The 20,239-nt window shown below is 60.2% G+C and carries 15 protein-coding genes and 1 tRNA gene; 10 read left to right on the top strand and 6 right to left on the bottom strand.

The window, feature by feature from the left end; all coding sequences use genetic code 11:
• The first annotated feature begins 23 nt into the window (after nucleotides 1–23).
• The 3 genes from HQN82_RS00610 to HQN82_RS00620 all read left to right on the top strand — a co-directional run bounded on the left by HQN82_RS00610 (nucleotide 24) and on the right by HQN82_RS00620 (nucleotide 2,420).
• Entirely contained in the window at nucleotides 24–965 is a 942-nt protein-coding gene (locus HQN82_RS00610) for a class I SAM-dependent methyltransferase (RefSeq protein WP_173614441.1), read from the top strand.
• Between the two features lie 130 nt (nucleotides 966–1,095).
• Nucleotides 1,096–1,707 carry a YitT family protein gene (locus HQN82_RS00615; protein WP_006698960.1) on the top strand — a complete coding sequence of 204 codons (612 nt, stop codon included), beginning with the start codon at nucleotides 1,096–1,098 and terminating at the stop codon, nucleotides 1,705–1,707.
• 71 nt (nucleotides 1,708–1,778) lie between these two features.
• Nucleotides 1,779–2,420 (top strand): YitT family protein, encoded by a 642-nt coding sequence (locus HQN82_RS00620; protein ID WP_004439810.1) that lies wholly within the window; start codon nucleotides 1,779–1,781, stop codon nucleotides 2,418–2,420.
• 26 nt (nucleotides 2,421–2,446) lie between these two features.
• Here the strand turns inward: HQN82_RS00620 and HQN82_RS00625 are convergent, their stop codons facing one another.
• Both HQN82_RS00625 and HQN82_RS00630 read right to left on the bottom strand, forming a co-directional pair.
• Entirely contained in the window at nucleotides 2,447–2,908 is a 462-nt protein-coding gene (locus tag HQN82_RS00625; RefSeq protein WP_006698962.1) for a carboxymuconolactone decarboxylase family protein, read from the bottom strand.
• A 107-nt stretch (nucleotides 2,909–3,015) separates the two neighbouring features.
• Nucleotides 3,016–3,519, bottom strand: coding sequence for an RrF2 family transcriptional regulator (locus tag HQN82_RS00630; RefSeq protein ID WP_004439813.1), 504 nt, complete (start codon nucleotides 3,517–3,519; stop codon nucleotides 3,016–3,018).
• A gap of 49 nt (nucleotides 3,520–3,568) precedes the next feature.
• On the opposite strand from HQN82_RS00630, the gene HQN82_RS00635 reads away from it, so the two are divergent.
• Entirely contained in the window at nucleotides 3,569–6,160 is a 2,592-nt protein-coding gene (locus HQN82_RS00635) for a ligase-associated DNA damage response DEXH box helicase (RefSeq protein ID WP_223215410.1), read from the top strand.
• Nucleotides 6,161–6,206: 46 nt separating this feature from the next.
• On the top strand, nucleotides 6,207–6,935 hold the full coding sequence (gene pdeM / locus HQN82_RS00640) for a ligase-associated DNA damage response endonuclease PdeM (protein ID WP_004439820.1): 729 nt from the start codon (nucleotides 6,207–6,209) through the stop codon (nucleotides 6,933–6,935).
• Between the two features lie 14 nt (nucleotides 6,936–6,949).
• Here the strand turns inward: pdeM and HQN82_RS00645 are convergent, their stop codons facing one another.
• The 4 genes from HQN82_RS00645 to podJ all read right to left on the bottom strand — a co-directional run bounded on the left by HQN82_RS00645 (nucleotide 6,950) and on the right by podJ (nucleotide 13,300).
• Nucleotides 6,950–7,387, bottom strand: coding sequence for a universal stress protein (locus HQN82_RS00645; RefSeq protein ID WP_006697645.1), 438 nt, complete (start codon nucleotides 7,385–7,387; stop codon nucleotides 6,950–6,952).
• 157 nt (nucleotides 7,388–7,544) lie between these two features.
• Entirely contained in the window at nucleotides 7,545–8,372 is an 828-nt protein-coding gene (locus HQN82_RS00650) for a TIGR02186 family protein (RefSeq protein ID WP_112766122.1), read from the bottom strand.
• Nucleotides 8,369–9,295, bottom strand: coding sequence for a sulfite exporter TauE/SafE family protein (locus HQN82_RS00655; protein ID WP_072528763.1), 927 nt, complete (start codon nucleotides 9,293–9,295; stop codon nucleotides 8,369–8,371). Before HQN82_RS00655 ends, HQN82_RS00650 begins: the two co-directional genes overlap by 4 nt.
• A 261-nt stretch (nucleotides 9,296–9,556) precedes the next feature.
• Nucleotides 9,557–13,300 (bottom strand): cell division protein PodJ, encoded by a 3,744-nt coding sequence (gene podJ, locus HQN82_RS00660; RefSeq protein ID WP_173614442.1) that lies wholly within the window; start codon nucleotides 13,298–13,300, stop codon nucleotides 9,557–9,559.
• A 377-nt stretch (nucleotides 13,301–13,677) separates the two neighbouring features.
• Between podJ and HQN82_RS00665 the strand changes: the two genes are divergently transcribed.
• The 5 genes from HQN82_RS00665 to HQN82_RS00685 all read left to right on the top strand — a co-directional run bounded on the left by HQN82_RS00665 (nucleotide 13,678) and on the right by HQN82_RS00685 (nucleotide 20,020).
• A complete protein-coding gene (locus HQN82_RS00665; protein WP_077986626.1) occupies nucleotides 13,678–15,474 on the top strand; it encodes an acyl-CoA dehydrogenase C-terminal domain-containing protein in 1,797 nt (598 codons plus the stop codon).
• 35 nt (nucleotides 15,475–15,509) lie between these two features.
• Nucleotides 15,510–16,718 (top strand): acetyl-CoA C-acetyltransferase, encoded by a 1,209-nt coding sequence (locus HQN82_RS00670; protein ID WP_037092345.1) that lies wholly within the window; start codon nucleotides 15,510–15,512, stop codon nucleotides 16,716–16,718.
• A 138-nt stretch (nucleotides 16,719–16,856) separates the two neighbouring features.
• Nucleotides 16,857–19,073: a 3-hydroxyacyl-CoA dehydrogenase NAD-binding domain-containing protein gene (locus HQN82_RS00675; protein ID WP_112766126.1), complete on the top strand. Its 2,217-nt coding sequence runs from the start codon at nucleotides 16,857–16,859 to the stop codon at nucleotides 19,071–19,073.
• 155 nt (nucleotides 19,074–19,228) lie between these two features.
• A complete protein-coding gene (locus HQN82_RS00680; protein ID WP_045532852.1) occupies nucleotides 19,229–19,660 on the top strand; it encodes a hypothetical protein in 432 nt (143 codons plus the stop codon).
• Between the two features lie 284 nt (nucleotides 19,661–19,944).
• Nucleotides 19,945–20,020 (top strand) — tRNA-Phe (locus HQN82_RS00685).
• Nucleotides 20,021–20,239: the final 219 nt, after the last annotated feature.

The raw sequence follows: 20,239 nt of genomic DNA on the forward strand, positions 1-20,239 counted from the left end.
GCGCATCTTCTCAGGAATCTTGAATGGCCCCAAACCAGTTTTCTTCCGGTGACGTCATTGCCGACCGCCGGGCGGACTATGCCCGCATGTTGGCGGAGGGCGGTGATTATCCCGCCGCCGCCGAACTCATGGAACAGGCGCTGGAACTAGCGCCACGGTGGACGGCGGGCTGGTTTCGCTTCGGGGAATATCACGAAAAGGTGGGGGAAACGGACAAGGCCGTGGCGGCTTACGAAAAGGTCGCCGAGATGGATGAGGAAGGCCTGTTTGCAGCCGAACTGAAACTCGCGGTTCTCGGCGCCGCAGAAACACCGGAACAGCCGCCGAGCCGTTATGTGGAAGGGCTGTTCGACGATTATGCCGACCGTTTCGAAACTTCGCTGGTCGAAAAGCTCGATTACAGCGTGCCGCAGAAACTGGCGGAACTGATCGAGAAGGCGGCGGATGGCCGGGTATTCGACACTGTCGTCGACATCGGCTGCGGCACGGGACTCCTCGGCGTTGAAATCAGAGCCTTCGCAAAGCGGCTGGAAGGTTTCGATATTTCACAGAACATGCTTGCCAAGGCGGAGGAAAAAGATCTCTACGATCACCTCGGCCAGGCCGATCTTTCCCTCGAAGCGGAAACTTCGGGGCTCTTCACCACGACCCTGGCGCCGAAGCGCGCCAATCTCGTCGCCGCCGCCGATGTAATGATGTATCTCGGCAGTCTCGAAACCGTCATGCCCCTCGTTTCCGCCCTGTTGGCGCCCTCCGGCTTCCTTGCCTTTTCGGTTGAGGATGCGGCAGGGGAGGATGGTTTCGTTCTGCGGGAATCCCTTCGTTACGCCCATTCGAAAACCTATGTCAGCGGTCTTCTGGAACGGGCGGGTTTTGATCTCATGGAAATTCGCAAGACCACCATTCGCAAGGATGCCGGAAAACCCCTTTCCGGCATTCTTTTTCTTGCCCGGGCCAAGGTCTGAACATCTCATTTCTTTCCATTTTCTCGATAGGTCAGCCTTCCTTACGTATCCATCTTGATCGGGTTCGTTTTGCAGTGCAAAATATGAAAGAAACCGAGGGCAAAGCTTGAGAACGAGAAGCGTTTACGGCATGTGGAGTTCCGATCCGGCCAGACACGCGCCGGTGGAAGACGTGCAGGGCATCGTCACCGGCGCCATTGTCTCGGCGCTCGGCTTTTATCTGCTGAACAAGGTCGGCCTTTTGACGGGCGGGACCGCCGGTGTCGCCTTTCTTCTGCATTATGCCTTCGGCATCAGCTTCGGGCTGCTGTTCTTCCTCGTCAATCTGCCATTCTATTACTTGTCCTTCCGTCGGCTCGGCCTTGCCTTTTCCTTCAAGACATTCATCGCCATCGGCCTTGTTTCGGTGCTGACGGAAGTGGAAGCGCGCTGGATGGTGATCGACAGCATCAATCCGCTGTGGGCGGCGCTGCTCGGCGGTCTGCTGCTGGGTTACGGATTGCTGGCGCTTTATCGCCACCGCGCCAGCCTTGGCGGCATCGGCATTCTGGCCATCTATATTCAGGATCGCTTTGGCATCCGCGCCGGCCTGATCCAGCTCGCCTTCGATGCCTTCGTCATGCTCTGTGCTTTCCTCGTCATCGATCCGGTCACGGTTGTCTATTCGATCGTCGGCGCCTTTGTCCTCAACATGTTTCTGGCCATCAATCACCGTTCGGACAGATATATCGTCGTGCGCTGAGCGAGGGTGGTTGAAATCTCCCGCACTTCAGCGCAATAGCTCGGCAGGGCTTGGTATTCAGGGGACAAGGCATGGACGATACGAGCGCGCGAAGGCGTCTTAATCTTTGGGCCTCCGCGCCGGATCGTCATTCGCTGCTGGAAGACGCGCAGGGCGTTCTTGCGGGCAGCATGCTGGTATCGCTCGGCGTCACGCTGTTTTCCGCAGCCGGTCTTTTGACGGGTGGCACGGTTGGTCTGGCGTTCCTCGTGCATTACGGTACCGACCTCAGCTTTGGTACGGTCTTCTTCCTCGTCAATCTGCCGTTTTATTATCTCGCCTTCCGCCGCCTCGGCCTCGCCTTCACGGTGAAGACCTTCTGCGCCATCGCTCTGACAGCGCTGCTGTCGGAATATATGCCCGGCTTTTTCGCCTTTCAGAGCATCAATCCGGTTGCCGCAGCACTTTTCGGCGGATTGACGGTTGCGGCGGGCATGCTGGCGCTGTTTCGTCATCGCACCAGCCTCGGCGGTTTCGGCATTCTGGCGCTTTATCTGCAGGATCGTTTCGGCTGGCGCGCCGGCCTCGTGCAGCTCGCCTTTGACGGCATGGTGCTGGCCTGCTCATTCTTCGTTGCCACACCTTTTGTCATTATCTGCTCCGTTCTCGGAGCACTGGTTATGAACCTCACGCTTGCTATCAATCACAGGAACGACCGCTACATTGCCATGTAGCGGCCGCCGGTCGCGGGTTTGCGAGGTCAGGCCGCCTTCGCAGCCGCATCAACCGGATGCTGCGAGCGGAAACCGACGGCAATACGGTTCCAGGTGTTGATGGCGCCGATGGCCACCGTAATCTTCACGATTTCCTCATCGGAGAAATGTGCTTTCAGCGTTTCGAAGGCATCGTCCGGAGCTCCGGTCTCAGCAATCTTCGTCACTGCATCCACCCAGCCGAGCAATGCGCGTTCCTGTTGTGTGTAAACGGGAGATTCCCGCCAGACGCTCATCAGGTTGATCCATTGTTCGGAAAGCCCGTCATGGCGGCTTTCCTTTACATGCATATCCACGCAGAAGGCACAGCCATTGATGATCGAGGCACGCAGCTTGATGAGGTGAACGAAACGGCGTTCAAGTCCGCTGCCCTGAACGTAATTTTCAAGCGCCATGACGGCCTTGAAGGCTTCGGGGGATGCTTTGGCATAGTTGATACGGGTTTTCATGGGTCTCTCCGTTGGTTGGGTCAGTTTGAAGTCATGCGTCATCAGTCCGGAAAGCGACGAAGCCCTCCAGCGTAGATCGGTTTTTCTTCGGAGCCTGTTTTCCAGTCTCAGCGCGCTGCTGTCTTGCGCTCGTTCAACTCCAGGAAGGCACAGCCACGCGCAGCAATTCCACCATCGTCAGTGGCGGCAAGATCGCCCAGAATATCGGCAATGGTGGTTTTGGCGAGTTCGGCCCTATAGACCTTCTCTGCCTTCAACATCGCTGCATTGATACCACAGGGCTTGGTGAAATACCGGCCCGGCAATGGGTTTGGACCGCGTTGCCGGATTTCCGCGCAACGGAAAGCCGGCTGCGGCCCTTCAACGGCCAGAACGATGTCCAGCAGGGTGATCTTGTCAGTCGGTCGCGCCAGACGATAGCCGCCCTTCGGCCCCGGCACCGTGGCAACTATTCCCGCGCTGGACAATGATTGCAGGTGCTTCAGAAGATAGCTGGTGGAAACGCCGTGGAATTCCGCGAGCGCGGCCGCGGACAACACGCCGCCTTCGGAAAGTCCCGCCAGCATTCCCACGCTGTGAATGGCCTGTTCAACGCCGTCCCCGAGTTTCATCGGTCTTTTCCATGTCCTGTTGCTGCGCTATCATGGACATTATTTATCCATGATTATGTTTTCCTGTCAAGCGGCCCTGTTCCGCCCTTCTTTTTCTCAGGTTTTTCACTACGTTAAAGGCGTGGAACACACCGAGCCCCCCATTTCCGGCATAGATGTCGGCACCTTGCCCCTTTCATTCCAGAAATGGTTTGTCGAAAAAGGGTGGTCTCCGCGCGCCCATCAGCTGGAGCTTATGGCGCGGGCACGGGGCGGCGAGAACATGTTGCTGATCGCGCCCACCGGTGCTGGCAAGACGTTGGGCGGCTTCATGGCCTCGCTCACCGACCTGACAGAGCGGGGCAAGATACCGCCTGGCTCCGGCTTTGTCGGCGTGCACACCCTCTACATCTCACCGCTGAAGGCGCTTGCAGTCGATATCGAGCGTAATCTCACCAAGCCCGTTTCCGAAATGGGTCTGCCGATTGTCATCGAAACCCGCACCGGCGATACGCCCCAGGCGAAACGCCAGCGCCAGAAGGTGCGCCCGCCGGATATCCTGCTGACCACACCGGAACAGGTCTCGCTGCTGCTCGCCAACAAGGAGGCCGAGCGCTTTTTCCGTGACCTGAAATATGTGGTGCTGGATGAGCTGCATTCGCTCGTCACCTCCAAACGCGGCCATCTGCTGTCGCTGGCGCTCGCCCGCGTGCGCCGGCATGCGCCCGATGTCCGTTTCATCGGCCTTTCGGCCACGGTGGCGGAGCCGATGGATTTGCGCCGTTATCTTGCACCGCAGGGGCAGGGGAAGCCGCCCGCCGGCTTGATAACCGTCGAAGGCGGTGCAAAGCCGGATATTTCCATCTTGCACACGGAAGAACGCATCCCATGGTCCGGCCATTCGGCACGTTATGCCGGAAAGGACTTATACGAAGCGTTGAAGCAGCATCAGACGACGCTGGTGTTTGTCAACACACGCTCGCAGGCGGAAAGGGTCTTTCAGGAGCTCTGGACGATCAATGACGACAATTTGCCGATCGCACTGCATCACGGCTCGCTGGATGCCGGGCAGCGCCGCAGGGTGGAAGCGGCCATGGCGGAAAACAGGTTACGTGCCGTTGTTGCCACCTCCACCCTCGATCTCGGCATAGACTGGGGTGACGTTGACCTTGTCGTGCATGTCGGCGCGCCGAAGGGCGCTAGCCGCCTCGCTCAGCGTATCGGCCGTGCCAACCACCGCATGGATGAGCCGTCAAAGGCGATCCTCGTTCCCGCCAACCGCTTCGAGGTGATGGAATGCCGGGCAGCGCTGGATGCCAACTATATCGGCGCGCAGGATACGCCGCCGATCGCCGAAGGCGCGCTTGATGTTCTCGCCCAGCACGTACTCGGCATGGCCTGTGCCGAGCCTTTCGATGCGGATGAACTTTATCGCGAAGTCACCAGCGCCTCGCCCTATGCCGACCTGCCGCGTGCCACCTTCGATCGGGTGGTGGATTTTACTGCCACCGGCGGCTACGCGCTGCGCACCTATGAACGTTATGCCCGCATCCGCCAGATGAAGGACGGTCGCTGGCGCGTGTCCAATCCGGCGGTAGCGCAGCAATATCGCCTCAACCTCGGCACCATCGTCGAGGCGGCGGAACTCAATGTCCGCATGGTCAAGCGCAATGCCAAGGGCACGGTCGGTCGCGGTGGCATGTCGCTCGGCAAGGTCGAGGAATATTTCCTAGAGCAGCTGGTGCAGGGCGATACCTTTCTCTTTGCCGGCAAGGTGCTGCGGTTCGAGGGCATCAGGGAGAATGAATGCCTGGTCTCACAGGCCTTTTCCATGGATCCGAAGATACCCTCCTATGCCGGTGGCAAATTTCCGCTTTCCACCTACCTGGCAGATCAAGTGCGCTCCATGCTGGCAGACCCGACACGGTGGCATGCCCTGCCGGATCAGGTTCGCGACTGGCTGGCAATCCAGAAGGAGAAGTCGATCATTCCCAAGCGCGACGAGCTATTGGTGGAGACCTTCCCCTTCCGTAAGCGCTTCTTCATGGTCATGTATCCCTTTGAGGGACGGCTGGCGCATCAGACACTCGGCATGCTTCTGACGCGGCGGCTGGAGCGGGCCGGGGCAAAACCGATGGGTTTCGTCGCCACCGATTATTCGCTGGCCATCTGGGCCATGGAGGATATCGGCATGCGGCTGAAGTCTCGCCGCCTGTCGCTGGCCGACCTTCTCGATGAGGACATGCTTGGCGATGATCTGGAAGCATGGCTTGACGAATCCTTCATGCTGAAACGCACCTTCCGCAATTGCGCAGTCATTTCCGGGCTGATCGAACGCCGCCATCCCGGCAAGGAAAAGACCGGCCGGCAGGTCACGGTGTCCGCCGATCTTATTTATGACGTTCTTCGCAGCCATGAGCCGGATCATATCCTGCTGGAAGCGACGCGACGCGATGCCGCAGCAGGACTTTTGGATATTGGCCGTCTTGGCGATATGCTGAAGCGAATCAAGGGACACACCACGCATCGCGCGCTGGAGCACGTCTCGCCCCTCGCCGTTCCGGTCATGCTGGAAATCGGCAGGGAGACGGTGGCGGGCGAAGCGATGGACGATGTGCTGGCGGAAGCTGCTGATGAGCTGATCGCCGAGGCCATGTCCTGAAATATGCCCATGTGCTGAAGTATGAATTGAAGGAACAACGATAAAAGTGCTGAGCCGGCTGACATTGAGCGACAGGTTTTCCAACGGCTTCGAATGCCTGGGCAGCGAGACCGCCATCAACGGCGTTTCCGCCTGGTGCGACCCTTTGGGTGGGCTCTACCTGCCCGACCTGTCGCTGCTCGTCGTTTCCGACCTGCATCTGGAAAAGGGTGCGGCTTTTGCAAGGCGTGGACGCATGCTGCCGCCCTACGACACCATCGCCACCCTCAAGATACTGTCTTCCCTCGTCAGCCGCTACGATCCGAAGATCGTCGTCAGCCTCGGCGACAATTTTCATGATCGCGTCGGCTCCCAGCACCTGCCGCTGCCGTTGCGCGAACTCATCCGCGAGATGGCCCGCGGTCGCGAATGGATATGGATCAACGGCAACCACGACCCCGATGGCACGGTCGATCTGCCGGGTTCTTCGGTGGATGAGATGTTTTACGGCAATCTCGTTTTCCGCCACGAGCCTAAGCCGGGCGATGCGGCCGGTGAAATCGCCGGTCATCTGCATCCCTCTGCCACTGTGCGACGCCGCGAGAAGACAGTGCGGCGGCCCTGTTTCGCTACCGATGGTTCGCGTCTGTTGATGCCGGCATTCGGGGTGTTGAGCGGCGGGCTGGATTTGCGCCACAAGGCAATGCGCGGCCTGTTCGATCATGCCGCTCTCGTCGCGCATCTGATGGGAAGAGATCGCATCTACTCGGTGCGGTTTTCCAGTCTGCTCGGCTGAGATTTTACCGCGGCCTATTGGCGGTAGACCAATACCGGTATCTTCGAATTCTTCAGCACCTTGGCGGTGACACTGCCGAGCAGCATCTCGACGAAACTCCTGCGCCGGTGCGAGGCCATGGCGATGAGGTCGCAGCCGGTCTTGTCGGCTATTTCAATGATCGCCTCGTCCGGCCGCCCCGCCCGCGCCAGCAGGGCCTCGCAATCCAGCCCCATGGCGGTGGCATGCGCCTGCGTATCGCGAAGCAGATGCTCCGCCTCTTCGCAACGGTGGAATTCCTCTTCGGCAATGGCTGCAATGTCCTCGACATCGCTGGCAATCACATGAAAGGGTTCCGATACCGTCACCACGGTCACCTTTGCGCCTGCCTCCTTGGCGAGAGCGAACCCTTGGTCGATTGCGATCTGCGCCAGCGGCGAGCCATCGGTGGGAATGAGAATGTGCTTGAACATGACATTTCTCCTTTTCATCCCTGTTACAACCGCACTTGCCGCCATCAGCTGCGTGCGTTTGTAACGCCTTGAATTTTACAGCAAACCCCGGAAGGAAGCGAATGCTATCTTTGCCCGTGCGGGTGGCAGACGCTCTCTTTTGCGCGATTGAAAACGCTCAGTCCTTGCGGAAGATGATGCTGGCGCCCCAGCCGGTAACGACGGCGAGCAGAACGCAAAGCGCGCCGTAAGCAAGCGGCGTCTGATGCGCGGCATCGGTGATCGCCTGTTCCATGCCGGTCTTGACGACGCGCAGTTTTAATTCGCGCTGGGCGATGAATTTGCCGCTCTTGAAGAGATAGGCGCGTGCCGTGTGCACCCCGTTTGGGACGTTGGCGGGCAGGCGCAAGGTCGCCCAAAACAGGCCCGTGCGTTCCAGCCGCACCCCTGTCGTGTCATTGCGGTAGATGCCGCTCGAAAGCTTGAGCCGACGATAGGCCTCCTGAAAATCGAAGACATTGTCGGGCACGCCCGAAAAGACAGCGCTTTTGAGCGACAGATGGTCGACGCCGAGCCCCATGGCGCGCAGCGTTCCGGGGGAGGCGACATCGCTGATATTGCGGGTGCTGGCCATGGAGTAGGATTCCGGCAGCGGCGTAAAGGTGATGGCGCTGGTATTGATCCAGATGCCTGCCACACGCTCCTTCTTGCGCACGGTCATATAGTCGCTCGGCCCTTCCAGCGTCACCACGATATCATATTGCCCGATGGCCAGTAGCAGCTGGTCGGTATTGTTGAGCGCCCCGAAGAGGGTGAAATCCGCCCCGCGAAAATCCGAGGCTATCGGAATTTCCGTCGTCGAAGCGCCGATTTCGATGTTTTCCTGCAGGGGGCGCTGCTGCGGACCCGGCGGCAGCGCAAGCGGTGGCGTCTGGGCGGAAGCAGTTTGCCCGAAGGCAAGACAGGAGAGCAGGGCAAGGGCGGCAAGCAACAAACAGCGGGTCAATAACCTAACCCCCCGACGGCGACCGAAAACAGATCTTCCGGCCGCACCACCAGCGATACCGCAAGGCGAAGGGCGACGGCGAGGACAAGAAGCGCCAGCAGCGCACGCAGCTGTTCGCCGCGCAGTTTCTGGCCGACGCGTACACCATATTGCGCGCCGATGACGCCAGCCACCATCAGGATGAAAGCCAGCACCACATCGACGGAGTAGTTGGTCGCTGCCTGTACGACGGTCGTGTATGCGGTGACGAAAATGATCTGGAACAGTGAGGTGCCGACAACCACACTGGTGGGAATGCGTAACAGATAGATCATCGCCGGCACCATGATGAAACCGCCGCCCACACCCATGATAGAGGTGAGTATGCCGATGCCGAAACCGAGCGTGACGACTGGAATGATGCTGAGATAGATCTTCGATTTCTTGAACCGCATTTTCAGCGGCAGGCGGTGTACCCAGTTGTGGTGTCCCGGCCGGCGCAGCGTCACCGTCTCGTTGCGGGCGGCACGTCTCAGCGCCGAGATGCTTTCTTTCAGCATCAACCCGCCAACGGTGCCAAGCAGGATGACGTATAGCAGCGAAACGATGAGGTCGAGCTGGCCGATGCTGCGAAGGAACGAGAATATCCACACGCCGACCGTGGCGCCCATGAGACCGCCCACGAGCAGAACGCTGCCGAGCTTGACGTCGAGCGTCCCGCGCCGGAAATGCGTGATCGAGCCTGAGACGGAGGAGGCCACTACCTGGTTCGCGCCGGTCGCCACGGCGACCACAGGCGGAATATTGTAGAAGATCAGAAGCGGGGTGATTAGGAAGCCACCGCCGACACCGAACATGCCGGACAAAAAACCGACGGCCGCGCCCATGCCGAGAATGATGAAAATATTCACCGACAGTTCTGCGATCGGCAGATAGACAGTCACGGCTCGGACCTCGGGCAAATGGTTCCGGGCGGCATGGCTTGTCCGGTGAGGGGGCCTTGCCGCGATTTACACTTTCTGTCTGAAAAGACCGGGCATGCCCAGCCTTCATCCGTCATGCCCGCGAGGGCCTAACCTGTCAACATTCAACGGTAAATACGTTGATAATTTGGAAAGATAGAGGTCTGGCGAAGGCAGCCGCCCACATTCCTGTCAGGCGTTGCAAAAAAGCGGCCGGGGGCCGCTTTTTGGGTTTCAGAACCATTATTTATTGCGGGCGAGAAGCGCTGTCACCAGTTCGTTGGTAATGCGCCCGTCCGGGGTCTGGCCCACGGATTTCTGAAAGTCCTTGATGGCCGTCACGGTGTTCTTGCCGAGCTTGCCGTCCGGCTGCCCGGCATCGAAGCCGTTCTTGTTGAGGATCGCCTGAATGTTGCGGATCGCCTTTTCCATGTCCACGGAGGCGGTTTTCACGCCTTCCTTGCCAGCCCACTCTTCCGGCGGGTTGACGCTGTTGGCATCTTCCGAAAGCGGCTTGACCTTCCACGCCTCCACCTTGGCCTTGGCGCTCTGGAGCTGCTGCGGGTTCAAGGCCCCCGCCACTTCGTCGCGCTTCTGGGCGGCATCGGCATCGCCATCCTTGGCGGCAATGGCGAACCACTTGTAAGATTCCTCGATATCCTGTTTCACGCCGCTGCCGCGCGCATAGAGGATGGCAAGATTGAACTGGCTGTCGCGGACGCCGAGTTCGGAGGCCTTGATGAACCACTGCGCGGCGGCAGCAAAATCCGGCTGGCCCGCCGCGTCGGAAGCCAGCAGGACGGCAAGATTGTGCATGGCGCCCGCATTGCCCTGTTCGGCGGCCAGCGTGTAATAGCGCTTGGCTTCCGGAAGGTTGCGTTCGACGCCGTTCGCCTTCTCGTAGAGATTGGCGAGACGATATTGCGCGGGCGCAAGACCGCGATCGGCAGCCAGTTTGTACCACTTCGCGGCTTCGGCACGGTCGGCGGCAACGCCGCGACCGTCGGTGTAGCGGGCTGCGATTTCGAAAAGCGCCTGCGTGTCGCCCTTGGCGGCGGCTTCAGCAAGCGATGCGGGCTCTATCCCGGCGGGAACGACGATGGCGCCGTCGGCGGGAGCGGCCGTGACGACGGCCTCAGCCGGTTTCGGCGGTTCCGCCTGCGCGACGGTGCCGGATTTTGCGGGATCCACGGCGGGAACATCGGCGACCGGCGGCTCCTCGGGTAGCGGCGCACCGCCAATGGTCCGGTGGTCAATGGTATTCTGTGCCGGAGCGGAGTTCTCGATGCTGTCGGCCGGGGCTGCCTGCTCGGATCCGATCGCGAGGTCAGACGGTATGGTGACGGCCTTTTCGCCGGTTTCGGGAAGGGCGGAAACCGGTGCATTGTCCATCTTCTGTTCAATCACCGGCGCCGGGGCTTCCGTGCCGCTGATCAGTGTCTTGACGAGGGGCATGGCCATCATCGCCAGAAGGATCGCGCCGATACCGAGCAGCAGCGGCCGGCGATAACGCGAAAGAGCCGAAGTTTCGGTCTTTCTTTTCTTTTTGCCGGTTTCAAGCTTTTCCGGCGCTGTTTCCATCGCGGCGGCCTGCGCGGCACGGCGGGCGGCGGCGATAAAGTCCGTCCGTCCTTCCGCGTCCACGGCCTTGCCGGTGGCGGCCACCTGGCTGGCGCGCACGCGTTCCAGGATTTTCTTGATATCAGGCGCGCCCGAACCGGGCTCCAGGAGTTCGTTCTCCTGACCGGCTGGCAGAACGTCGATCGGATCAAGCGACGGGGCAGGCTCAACCTGGGTGCGGGCGGAAGAGGCCGATACGGGTTCTTCCTTGGTCTTTGCGGGCTTCGCCGTGCTTGTTTTGAAGCGCTTAGTCAGCCCGGCGAGCAGGCTCGTTTTCTCTGCTTTTGCGGGCTTGGCGGCAGCGGGCGGCACGATGGCGGTTGCGTCGTTGTCGCTGACATCCTCGAGAATGGCCTGCTCTTCGGCTATATAGCCCTCTTCCGGGAATATGGCGGCCGGCATCGCGACGTCGTCGCGGCCTGCGGCAACAGCCTGCTGTGCAACGTGACGGGTGAGCTCTTCGCGGTAGGGCGTTCCGTTGTCGAGATTATCCAGGCGGCCGGCAATCTGCACCAGCGTTTCGTGCAGTGCTTCGAAGGTGCGGTGCGTGCGCTCTTCGGTATTGCGGCTCAGCGCTTCAAGGTTGCGCAAATCGGCCGCGAGATCGGTCAGCATCGACATGTCGGCGATGTTCGCGCCGGCCGAGAGGTTGTTGCGGGTATAGGCGTCGAGAACGGCCTCGGCTGCCTGCCGGGCCGCTTCGATGATATATTCGTCGTTCGAAGCCATATAGTCTTCGATCGCCGCCATGCGCGCATCGAGTTCAGGCGACATGCCTGCGGCCTGCATCTGAACCGGCTGGCTGATCAGCGTCGAGAGATGGGCGATCTGGTTTTCAAGGCTCGCCAGCGCATGGCTGTCAGCGGGGGCGGCATGGGCGGTCTCATCCAATCGCGCGGCGATAGTGCCAAGCCGCTCTTCCAGGCGCGAAAAGGCGCTTTCACTGAGGCCCGATGCCAGCTGCGGCTGGCTATAGCGATAATCGAGCTCCTCGATCTGCCGAGAGAGCGTGTCGAGCCGTTCGGCCAGACCCTCATTGACGGTGCCGTGGTCGAGCGCATCGATCTTGCGGGAAATGTCGCTGAGGAAAGACGTCAGCTCTGCCTGTTGCGAAGGGCGCTGCGACCGTTCCAGAAGCAGTGAAAGCTGGTCCAGTCGCTCATGCAGTTGCGCTGCATCGCGCGCGGTGCTCAGCTCATCGATCTTGCCGGCCAGCGCTTCAAGGCGCGCGGTAAGATCAACGGAGGGTTCCGGTTTTGCAGCGGCGAGGCGGTTGATATCACCGAGCTGTTCGGCGAGGCCGTTCAGGCGGTTTTCCAGTCGCTGGGCGAGCGCATTGTCGGTTGCCTGCGCATTGGCGCGTGCGCCGGTCGCCGCAATGGCGCGGCTAATTTCGTCCAGCCGCTGATCGAGACCGGAAAACTGTTCGCTGAAGACCGCTTCATTCGGCTGCATGTGCTTGCCGAGCTGCTCGACCGCGCTGGCGATCGCGATCAGCTTCTCCTCGAGCACGCGAACGGCCGGATTGTTGCTCATGCCGCCGAGTTGCGTCTTGATGTCATCGAGACGATAAGCGAGCGAGACGATTTCATCCTGAAGGGCGCCGGCATCGAAACCGCGCAGCGTGTCTTCCACATTGTTCCAGCGGCTTTCGATCCGATGGACGCTGTCTTCGCGCGCCAGCTGGTCAATGGTGAGGCGCAGGTCCTCGAATTCGTTGCGCAGCGCATAGACATCCGGAGATGCCAGATTGCCGAGCTGGTCGATGCTTCCGGCAAGCCGTGCGATGTCATCGCGCAGGTCGCCGATGAATTGCTGGTCTTCCGCCGCGGCGCGGATATTGCGGATTTCCGCGCGCAGTCCCTGCGCCTCCCGCGCAACGCCCTCGGCAATATCGTGCTTCAATTCGTGGCGAAGGTTGACGAGTGCCTGCGCGATTTCCTGCAGGGCCGCGTCATTGCGTGGCTCCTGATAGGGCGGGATGGCGCGTGCGCGCGGTGCGGCCTGAGGAGCCGGCTGGGGCTCCCTCTGCCGATATTCCGGCGCGAGCGGCCGTGTGATTGTGCGTTCCGCGCGGGCGGCAGGTTCCTGCGGGCGCTGGAAGCTGGTCTCCAGCAGACGCTGGCGCTGGCGTATTTCGTTGACGGGATCAAGTTGCGGTGGCGTCACGCTTGTGCGTGGCTCGCGTGGTGCGGCATAGGTTTCGCTCTTTGTTTCCGGCGGGGCGCCAGCGGCCCGCTGGTCGCGCGGAAACTTCTGGCTCATCAACCCTTCGATGCGGGCTTCAAGGCCTTCAATGGTGCGATTGAGAGCATCAAGCGACGACCTGTCGCTTGGCTGTTGGGTTTTCGATCGCAATCCGTTCATCTTTTCGCTCGCTTCGCTTCCGCCCGCCGTGCCCGGTTATCTGTCGCGACGTTGCCTGTTTGGACACGCCGTCGCCGCAACATGCAGCAATTCTAGAGCCGGTATTTGCCCCCGTGGAGGAAAATGCGCCGATGAACGAAGCAGTTACCTCCATCGGGAGAATTCACGAAACGTGGTAAAGAAGTGGTTAACCAAGGTCGGAATTTTTTAACTTTTGCGGTGCAGGCCGAGCTCCGCGGTGGTGCGGAGGACAATTACGCAAAAAGGGAGAGCGATAACCCCATGGAATTTATTTGACGTTTACGCGCACGTCAAATATTGTCACTCGATATCTGCCGGATTATCTCCGGCGCCCACGATGCGGAGGAACATCGGTAATGCCTGTTTACAAGGCCCCAGTTAAGGACACGCTTTTTATCCTGAATGACGTTCTCGGCCTGGAGCGGTATAACAACCTGCCCGGCTTCGAGGATGCGACGCCTGACATGATCGAGGCAATCACCGGCGAAGCGGCAAAGCTTGCCGAGGAACGGCTTTTCCCACTCAATCTTTCCGGTGACCAGCAGGGTTGCAAGCGCGCCGATGACGGTTCTGTCTCCGTGCCCGATGGTTTTAAGGAAGCCTATGACGCCTATTGCGAAGGCGGCTGGATCGGCCTTGCCGTTCCCCAGGAATTTGGCGGGCAGGGCCTGCCCTATACGCTGCATGCTGCGATCGGCGAATATATGTCTTCCGCCAACCTGTCCTTGATGATGTATCCCGGCCTGACACAGGGCGCTATTGCCGCCGTTCTCGTTCACGGTACTCCGGAGCAGAAGCAGACCTATCTGCCGAAAATGGTGGAAGGTATCTGGTCCGGCACCATGAACCTTACCGAACCCCATTGCGGCACCGATCTCGGTCTCCTGCGCACCAAGGCGGTGCCGCAGGGAGATGGCACTTACAAGATTTCCGGCCAGAAGATCTTCATCTCGGCTGGTGAACATTCCATGACCGATAATATCGTCCATCTGGTGCTCGCCCGCATCGAGGGCGCACCTGAAGGCACGAAGGGTATTTCGCTTTTCATCGTGCCGAAATTCCTGGTCAAGGAAGACGGCACGCCCGGCGAGCGCAACGGCGTCACCTGTGGTGCGATCGAGCACAAGATGGGTATTCACGGCAACGCCACCTGCGTCATGAATTACGATGATGCGACGGGTTATCTGCTCGGTGCGGAAAACAAGGGCCTTTCGGCCATGTTCGTGATGATGAACGAGGCGCGCCTCGGCGTCGGCCTGCAGGGGCTTTCCGTGGGCGAAATCGCCTATCAGAATGCGGTGGAATATGCCCGCGAGCGTATTCAGGGCCGTTCGCTTTCCGGCGCGAAATTCCCGGACAAAAAGGCCGATCCGATCATCGTGCACCCGGATATCCGCCGCACGCTGATGACCATCAAGGCCTATAACGAGGCTGGCCGCGCTTTCCTTTTGTGGACAGCGCTGCAATCGGACATCGCCCACCGCTCGACCGATGAGAAGGAGCGGCAGGCGGCAGACGACCTGCTCGGTCTCGTCACGCCGATCCTCAAGGGTGTTCTGACTGACAAGGGCTTCGACCACGCCGTGATGGCGCAGCAGGTCTTTGGCGGTCATGGCTACATCGAAGAACATGGCATGAGCCAATATGTCCGCGATGCGCGTATTACCATGATCTATGAGGGCGCTAACGGCATTCAGGCGCTTGATCTGGTGGGCCGCAAGCTCGGCATGAATGGCGGCCGCGCCGTCATGGCGCTGTTCAAGGAAATCGGCGATTTCTGCGAGGAAAACCGCGGCGATGAAAAGCTCAGCCTCTACACCAAGGGTTTGAAGAAGGGCTTGAACGATCTTCAGGCCGCAACCATGTGGTTCATGCAGAACGCCATGGCAAAGCCCGACAATGCCGGTGCCGGCTCGACCGACTACATGCATCTCTTCGGCATTGTGGTGCTGGGTTACATGCAGGCGCGCATGGCGAAAGCCGCCAGCGAAGCGCTTGCGGCAGGCAGCGCTTCGGATGAGGATTACCTCAAGACCAAGCTTGTCACGGCGAAGTTTTACATGGAGCGCATCATGCCGGAAACGGCGCTGCGCAAGGCCCGCATCGAAACCGGGGCGGACACCATGATGGAACTGGCCGCGGAAGCATTCTGAGACATGGCGCTGACCGCGCCGCAGGGAGAGAGTTTATGACCGACGTATTTATCTACGACCATGTCCGCACCCCGCGCGGACGCGGCAAGAAGGATGGCAGCCTGCATGAGGTGCCATCCGTTCGCCTTGCCGCCAAGACGCTGGAAGCCATCCGCGACCGCAACGGGCTCGACACTTCCGCTGTCGATGACATCATCATGGGCTGCGTCGATCCTGTCATGGATGCCGGCGCCGTCATCCCCAAGGCCGCCGCCTTCGAGGCCGGTTACTCCAACAAGGCGCCGGGCATGCAGATCTCGCGCTTCTGCGCCTCCGGTCTCGATGCCATCAACTTCGCAGCCGGCAAGGTCAAAGCCGGGTCTGACGATATCGTCATCGCCGGCGGTGTCGAAAGCATGTCGCGCGTCGGTATGGGCATGTCGGGCGGCGCCTGGTACATGGACCCCTCGGTCAACTTTCCGGCCTTCTTCATGCCGCAGGGCGTGTCGGCCGATCTGATCGCCACGAAATACGGTTTCTCCCGTGACGACGTCGACGCCTATGCCGTCGAAAGCCAGAAGCGCGCCGCGCACGCCTGGGAAAAGGGCTATTTCAACAGGTCGGTCATTCCGGTGAAGGACCAGAACGGCCTGACGATCCTTGACCGCGACGAGCACATGCGCCCCGGCACCGATATGCAGGCGCTGGCTTCGCTCAACCCGTCCTTCCAGATGCCCGGTGAAATGGGCGGCTTCGAAGCTGTCGGCATCATGGCGCATCCGGAAGTGGAGCGGATTAACTACGTCCATCACGCCGGCAACTCATCCGGCATCGTTGATGGTGCTGCCGCCGTGCTGGTTGGTTCGAAAGCGGGCGGCGAGGCAATGGGCGTGAAACCGCGCGCCCGTATCAAGGCTTTCGCCAATATCGGCTCCGACCCGGCGCTGATGCTGACCGGCCCGGTTGACGTAACCGAAAAGCTGCTGAAAAAGACCGGCATGTCGCTTGCCGATATCGATCTCTTCGAACTCAACGAAGCCTTCGCCGCCGTGGTCCTGCGCTACATGCAGGCTTTCGACATTGATCACGACCGGATGAACGTCAATGGCGGCGCAATCGCCATGGGTCATCCGCTGGGTGCAACCGGCGCGATGATCCTCGGGACGGTGCTGGATGAGCTGGAACGGCGCGATCTGAACACCGCGCTCGTCACGCTTTGCATCGGTGCAGGCATGGGTACAGCAACCGTCATCGAGCGGGTTTAAGGCAGCGGCTACGGCCCGCTTCCGTCATCCTCGGGCTTGACCCGAGGATCTATCCCCGGTGCTTGGATCGTCGGGTCAAGCCCGAGGATGACGAGGAAAGAGAAGCGGCCACTACGATTCAGGGAAGAGGAATCCCAAATGAGCACTTACACCAATTTCACCATCGAGACGGACGCAGACGGTATTGCCCTCGTCACCTGGGACATGCCGGAAAAGTCCATGAACGTCTTCACGTCAGAGGTGATGGACGAGCTGAATGCCATTCTCGACGCCACCGTCGCCGATAGCGCCGTCAAGGGCGTCGTCTTCACGTCGGGCAAAAGTACCTTTTCCGGCGGCGCCGATCTGTCGATGATCAAGTCGATGTTCTCCTTCTACAATGACGAGAAGACGAAGAACCCGGATCAGGCGGCAGCAAAGCTGTTCGAGCTGGTGGGCCGCATGACCGGCCTTTTCCGCAAGATCGAGACCAACGGCAAGCCCTGGGTTTCCGCCATCAACGGCACCTGCATGGGGGGCGCTTTCGAACTGTCACTCGCCTGCCACGGCCGCGTGGCCTCCAGCGCCAAGAGCCTCAAGATTGCACTGCCGGAAGTCAAGGTCGGCATCTTTCCAGGTGCTGGCGGCACGCAGCGTGTGCCGCGTCTGACGGACGCGCAATCCGCCTTGCAGATGATGACGACGGGCCAGTCGCTGACCGGCGCGCGCGCCAAGGCCATGGGGCTGGTGCACCAGGTAGTCGAGCCGGATCAGCTGGTTCCAACCGCAAAGCAGATGATCAAGGACGGTCTGAAGCCGGTCGCGCCCTGGGATGAAAAGGGCTTCAAGGCGCCCGGCGGCGGCATCTGGACGCCCGCCGCTGCCCAGCTGTGGCCCGCCGCTCCGGCGATCCTGCGCCGCGAAAGCGCCGGCAACTATCCGGCCGCACTCGCCATCCTCAAATGCGTCTATGAAGGGCTGCAATTGCCTTTCGATACGGCGCTGAAGGTGGAGCAGCGTTATTTCACCGAAATCCTTCGCTCGAAGGAAGCCTTCGGCATGATCCGCTCGCTGTTCATTTCCATGCAGGAGCTGGGCAAGGGGGCGCGCCGTCCGGCCGGCCAGCCCAAGACGGAGTTCAAAAAGGTCGGCGTCGTCGGCGCGGGCTTCATGGGGGCGGCCGTCGCTTACGTCACCGCCGCAGCGGGTATTCCCGTCACGCTGGTGGATCGCGATCAGGAAGCCGCAGACAAGGGCAAGGGCCATTGCGAGGAAAGCGTCAAGGCCGCCATCGGCAAGGGTAAGTTGACGCAGGATGAAGGCAAGGCCCTGCTCGATCTCGTCACTCCCACGGCGGATTACACTGCATTGTCTGATGCCGATCTCGTTATCGAGGCCGTCTTTGAAGACCGCGACGTGAAGAAAGCCGTCATCGAAGCCGTGGAAGCCGTTTTGCCCGAAGGAGCGATCTTTGCCTCCAACACGTCCACCTTGCCAATCACGGGGCTGGCAAAGAACTCCAGGCGTCCGACCGATTTCATCGGCATCCACTTCTTCTCGCCGGTCGAGAAGATGATGCTGACGGAAGTGATCCTCGGCAAGGAAACCGGCGACAAGGCGCTCGCCGTCGCACTTGATTATGTGGCCAAGATCAAGAAGACCCCGATCGTCGTCAACGACACCCGCGGCTTCTTCGTCAATCGCTGCGTGCTGCGTTACATGGCCGAAAGCTATGACATGCTGATCGAAGGCGTGCCGCCCGCGATGATCGAAAATGCAGCGAAATTCGCTGGCATGCCGGTCGGCCCGCTGGCGTTGAACGACGAAGTGGCCATCGATCTTTCCTACAAGATCCTGAAAGCCACCGTCGCCGATCTCGGCGAAAAGGCGGTCGATCCGCGCCATATGGAGCTGGTGAAGAAGCTGGTGGAAGGCGAGGGCCGCTTTGGCCGTAAGAACGCCAAGGGCTTTTACGACTACCCGCCAAAGCCCGCCAAGAAGTCCCTCTGGCCTGGCCTGAAGGACCTCTATCCGCAGCAGAAGCCTGAAGACGTGGATATGGAGGTGCTGAAGCAGCGCTTCCTCGTCACCGTGGCGCTGGAAGCCGCCCGCACGGTGGAAGAGGGCATCGTCACCGATCCGCGTGAGGCGGATGTCGGTTCCATCCTCGGTTTCGGCTTCGCGCCCTATACCGGGGGCGCGCTGTCCTACATTGACGGCATGGGCGTGAAGAGCTTCGTCGCGCTCGCCGAAAAGCTCAGCGAGACATACGGACCGCGCTTCCAGCCAACGCCGCTGCTGAAGGATATGGCCGCCAAGGGCGAGACCTTCTACGTTCGCTTCGATCCCTATGCCAGCGCCGCGAAGGCGGCCTGAGGCTCCAGTGAGATGATTGAACAGGCCCTTCGGGGCCTGTTTTATTATGCCTGTCTACCCGCTTTCCATGCATCCTTTGCCAGCTTGAGACGTTGAAGGGGCTGACCGGGCAAAACTGCCCGCCGCAGCAATTCAGTATGCCTCAGGAGACAGCGATGAAAGCACCACTGCGATCCCACGGTTTCGACAAGCCATCTGACCTGGACGACGAATTGGCCGAACTTGATGAAGAGGCCGAAGCTGTAGCTGCCGAAGAGACGGTGGAAAAAACCGCAGCCAGGAGGACACCTGCCGCCAATACCATCGACCCGGCGCTGCGTGCCGAACTGGACGAGCTTCGCCAACAGGTCGAAAAGATCCGGCGTGATGTCAAGCGGCTTGAGGCGGCCGAGATGTCCCGCCACAGGCCCGCACAGCCCCACCATGAGCGCGACCGCGAGAACTCCCGCCTGATGACGGTCGTGCGCTCCGTAGCCGTCACCTCGCTTGCAAGCCGCATCTTTGCGTCTTCGCCCGTCATGGCGGCGCTGGTAGCCGTGGTGCCTTTCGCGCTTGGTTTCGCAGCACGGCGCCGCGAAGGGGCATAGCCCCACCTGCCATGCTGCGCCTGCCACCGGCCGGGATCGGTCACTCGCAAACATGACGGCGGGCAAATGCGCTCTGGCATCAGGAGGCGATACAATGAGTTTTCCTGCGTGAACCGGCCTTCGCCCTGCGCTCTTTCCAGCCATCCACAGGCGCCGTGAAAAAACTGTCAAAAAACTTCGGAAGGGCGCTTGCCATGTTCGAACAAGATGTTATAACCCCGCTCACTTTCGGGGCGCAAACGACCCCGACCGCGAAAAGCGGAGGTTCTTCAAGGACCTGAAGTGCCCGGATAGCTCAGTTGGTAGAGCAGCGGATTGAAAATCCGCGTGTCGGTGGTTCAAATCCGCCTCCGGGCACCATTAAATCTCCAGACTGATAAAATTTATATAGGTGCGTGTTCGGACCGATCCGAACTAATCTTGTGGGATTCAACGATAGCCCGAATGGCAATAAACATTTGCCTCGTGGGTGGGTAGGCGAAACTCCTCGTTAAGATGTTTTTTGGGTGAGTGTATTTCATCCGCTAACATTATCCTAGAAATATCAAATGTTTGACAGATTCTTAACCTTTGCTTAAT

Origin of the sequence: Agrobacterium pusense (genome assembly GCF_013285525.1) — a bacterium.
GTDB lineage: Bacteria > Pseudomonadota > Alphaproteobacteria > Rhizobiales > Rhizobiaceae > Agrobacterium > Agrobacterium pusense.

Bases quoted from the DNA above. Each gene is read 5' to 3' on its own strand.
- HQN82_RS00625 (WP_006698962.1), bottom strand. From the start codon at position 2,908: ATGAAAACCCGTATCAACTATGCCAAAGCATCCCCCGAAGCCTTCAAG.
- HQN82_RS00630 (WP_004439813.1), bottom strand. From the start codon at position 3,519: ATGAAACTCGGGGACGGCGTTGAACAGGCCATTCACAGCGTGGGAATG.
- HQN82_RS00610 (WP_173614441.1), top strand. From the start codon at position 24: ATGGCCCCAAACCAGTTTTCTTCCGGTGACGTCATTGCCGACCGCCGG.
- HQN82_RS00675 (WP_112766126.1), top strand. From the start codon at position 16,857: ATGAGCACTTACACCAATTTCACCATCGAGACGGACGCAGACGGTATT.
- HQN82_RS00615 (WP_006698960.1), top strand. From the start codon at position 1,096: ATGTGGAGTTCCGATCCGGCCAGACACGCGCCGGTGGAAGACGTGCAG.
- HQN82_RS00635 (WP_223215410.1), top strand. From the start codon at position 3,569: ATGATTATGTTTTCCTGTCAAGCGGCCCTGTTCCGCCCTTCTTTTTCT.
- HQN82_RS00680 (WP_045532852.1), top strand. From the start codon at position 19,229: ATGAAAGCACCACTGCGATCCCACGGTTTCGACAAGCCATCTGACCTG.
- HQN82_RS00620 (WP_004439810.1), top strand. From the start codon at position 1,779: ATGGACGATACGAGCGCGCGAAGGCGTCTTAATCTTTGGGCCTCCGCG.
- HQN82_RS00645 (WP_006697645.1), bottom strand. From the start codon at position 7,387: ATGTTCAAGCACATTCTCATTCCCACCGATGGCTCGCCGCTGGCGCAG.
- HQN82_RS00665 (WP_077986626.1), top strand. From the start codon at position 13,678: ATGCCTGTTTACAAGGCCCCAGTTAAGGACACGCTTTTTATCCTGAAT.
- podJ (WP_173614442.1), bottom strand. From the start codon at position 13,300: ATGAACGGATTGCGATCGAAAACCCAACAGCCAAGCGACAGGTCGTCG.
- HQN82_RS00670 (WP_037092345.1), top strand. From the start codon at position 15,510: ATGACCGACGTATTTATCTACGACCATGTCCGCACCCCGCGCGGACGC.